This window comes from Streptomyces hainanensis, from assembly GCF_004348415.1.
Classification (GTDB): Bacteria; Actinomycetota; Actinomycetes; order Streptomycetales; family Streptomycetaceae; genus Streptomyces; species Streptomyces hainanensis.
Genome location: NZ_SMKI01000691.1, coordinates 1 through 2774, shown reverse-complemented (window position 1 = coordinate 2774; position 2774 = coordinate 1). Strand labels below are relative to the sequence as shown.

Genomic DNA, 2774 nt, shown 5'->3' with positions numbered 1-2774 from the left:
ATTTGTATAGGAGACAGCACCTCCTCCGTCGCCGCGCTCGCCTACGGCGACATCTGCTACAGCGACCTGCCGTCCCAGGCCCACGACACCCTCGACCTCATCGAGGAGGGCGGCCCGTACCCGTACCCGCAGGACGGCGGCACCTTCTACAACCGCGAGGGTCTCCTGCCGTCCAGGGCCACCGGTTACTACCACGAATACACGGTCGAAACTCCCGGTAGCCCGACCCGTGGCGCCCGACGCGTCGTCACCGGCGACTCCTACCAGGAGGACTACTACACCGCCGACCACTACGCCTCGTTCGACCTGGTCGACCACGGCTGCTAGGTCCTGTCCGCCCGGACAGGACCTTGGCCGTCCCCGCACCCTCTGTCCGCGTCCCCCCACCGGCGGCGCCGGGCCCGTACCCCACGCGGTCCCGGCGCCGCCGACCGCTCGCGCGCCGCGTTCGGCCGACGGTTCCGCCACCTAGGATCAATCCGGTCGACGCGGACATCGGGGCGTCGGCGCCCGAGTGTGGACTCTGGTGGACAACGTGGACGGAGTGGGACATGGACGTGGTCGATCTGGTGGCCGCCGGCGAGGACTTCGTCCGGAACCCCTTCCCGCACTTCGCCGCGTTGCGTGAACGAGGCCCGGTGCACCGGGCGCATCTGCCCGGCGGCTACCACGCCTGGCTGGTCGTCGGCCACCAGGAGGCGCGCGCCGCACTGGCCGATCCCCGGCTGGTCAAGGCCTTTCCGAACGAACCGGGCGAGCCCGAGCGGGAGCCGGCCGTACCGCACCTGCTGAACACGGACCCCCCGGATCACACGCGGCTGCGCGGGCTGGTCGCCCGGGAGTTCACCCCCGGCCGCGTCGCGGCCCTGGCCCCGCGCGTCCAGGAGATCGCCGACCGACTGCTCGACGAGATGCTGGCCGCCCCTGACCGCCGCGCCGACCTGGTCTCCGCCTTCTCCTTCCCCCTGCCGGTCACGGTGATCTGTGAACTGATCGGCGTCCCGAACCTGGACCGGGATCGCTTCCGTGACTGGTCTCGTGCCCTGACGGCGGCGAGGCCCGAGGAGATGCCCAAGGTCAAGGCCGCGATGACGGAGTACGTGGACGGACTGGCCACCGCGAAGCGCGAGGAGCCGGGGGACGACCTGCTGAGCGCCCTGCTGCACACCACGGAGACGGACGGCGACCGGCTGTCCCGGGCGGAAGTCGTCGGCATGGTCTGGCTGTTGTTGGTCGCCGGACACGAAACGACCGTCGGCCTGATCAGCAACGGGGTGCTGGCCCTGCTCGGCCACCCGAACCAACTGGCCGCGCTGCGCGCCGACTGGTCGCTGCTGGACGGCGCCGTCGAGGAGGTCCTGCGCTACGACGCGCCGGTGATGGCCCCCGCCGTGCGGTTCGCCGCCGAGCCGGTCGAGATCGGCGGCACCGTCATCCCGCGCCGCGACCTGGTGCTGCCCGTCATCGCCGAGGCCGGCCGCGACCCGGCCCGCTTCCTCGACCCGGACCGCTTCGACATCCGTCGCGAGCCCCGCGGGCACCTCGCGTTCGGCCACGGCATCCACTACTGCCTCGGCGCCCCCCTGGCCCGCCTCGAAGGCCGCGTCGCGCTGCGCGCCCTGCTGGAACGCGCCCCCGGCCTGGCCCTCGACTCCGACCCCGCCGCCCTCAGCTGGCAGCCCGGGATGCTGACCCGGGGCCCGCTCCGCCTCCCGATCCGCTGGTGACGCCGGCCGCGTACCGCCAGAACTCCCGCATCGGCTCCGGCGGCGTCGGCCCCGTCATCGTCACCTGGGTGAGCAGGATCGCCACCGCCCCGGTGGCCGGCACCAGGTGCGCCGCCGTGCCGCTGCCGCCGACCCAGCCGTAACGCCCCGGCACGTTCCACGGGTCGACGGCCGCCACGTCCACCGAGCCGCCGTAGCCCCAGCCCTGCCCTTCGAGGAACAGCCGCCCGGCCTCCCGCTGGGCCGGGGTCAGGTGGTCCGTCGTCATCCGCCGCACCGACTCGGCCGACAGCAGCCCGCCGCCGTCGGCCAGCAGCATCCGGGCGAACGCCAGCAGGTCGTCCACGGTCGACACCAACCCGCCGGCCCCGGACGGGAACGCCGGCGGTCGGCTCCACTGCCCGGCCGGCTCGTCGAGCAGTTCGAGGCCGCCCTCCGCGGTCGGCCGGTACATGCTGGTGAACCGCCCCAGCTCGGCCGCCGGCACCGCGAAGCCGGTGTCCACCATCCCCAGCGGCTCGAAGATCCGCTCGGCCAGGAACTCGGGCAGCGGCCGGCCGGTGACCCGCGACACCAGCACGCCCTGGACGTCCGAGCTGGTGTTGTACAACCAGCCCTCGCCCGGCTGGTGCAGCAGCGGGATCCGGCCCAGCGCCGCCAGCCACTCGTCGGCCGCGGCGTGATGCTGCGGCTCCAGCGGATGGCTGTGCACCTCCGCGAACAGCGGCTGGACCGCGGGCAGCGAGAAGTCGGCCGGGAAGCCGTGCCCGGCCCGTGAGCTGAGCAGATCCGCCACGGTGACGGGCCGCGCGGCCGGCACCACGTCGTCGACGGGCCCGGCCGGATCCCGCACCACCACCGGCTCCGCCAGCTCGGGCAGCCAGCGCCCGACCGGGTCGTCGAGACCGATCCGCCCCTCGTCCACCAGCATCGACACGGCCGCCGCGGTGACGGGCTTGGTGAGGGACGCGATCCGGAAGATCGTGCCGCGATCCATCGGCGCCGACCCCGCCACGTCCACCGACCCCACGGCCGCCACCTCGAGCC

3 protein-coding genes are annotated in these 2774 nt (G+C 73.8%); 2 read left to right on the top strand and 1 reads right to left on the bottom strand.

The window, feature by feature from the left end:
• Both E1283_RS34770 and E1283_RS34765 read left to right on the top strand, forming a co-directional pair.
• Positions 1–327, top strand: coding sequence for a guanyl-specific ribonuclease (locus E1283_RS34770; RefSeq protein ID WP_243745313.1), 327 nt, complete (start codon positions 1–3; stop codon positions 325–327).
• A gap of 224 nt (positions 328–551) precedes the next feature.
• Positions 552–1727: a cytochrome P450 family protein gene (locus tag E1283_RS34765; RefSeq protein WP_132822156.1), complete on the top strand. Its 1176-nt coding sequence runs from the start codon at positions 552–554 to the stop codon at positions 1725–1727.
• Here the strand turns inward: E1283_RS34765 and E1283_RS34760 are convergent.
• Positions 1669–2774: serine hydrolase domain-containing protein (locus E1283_RS34760; RefSeq protein WP_132822155.1), on the bottom strand; the 1106-nt coding region annotated here is incomplete at its 5' end. The two genes, E1283_RS34765 and E1283_RS34760, sit on opposite strands and share 59 nt — an antisense overlap.

What these genes read in the sequence shown, in the direction of transcription:
- E1283_RS34765 (WP_132822156.1), top strand. Translation starts at nt 552, where the DNA reads ATGGACGTGGTCGATCTGGTGGCCGCCGGCGAGGACTTCGTCCGGAAC.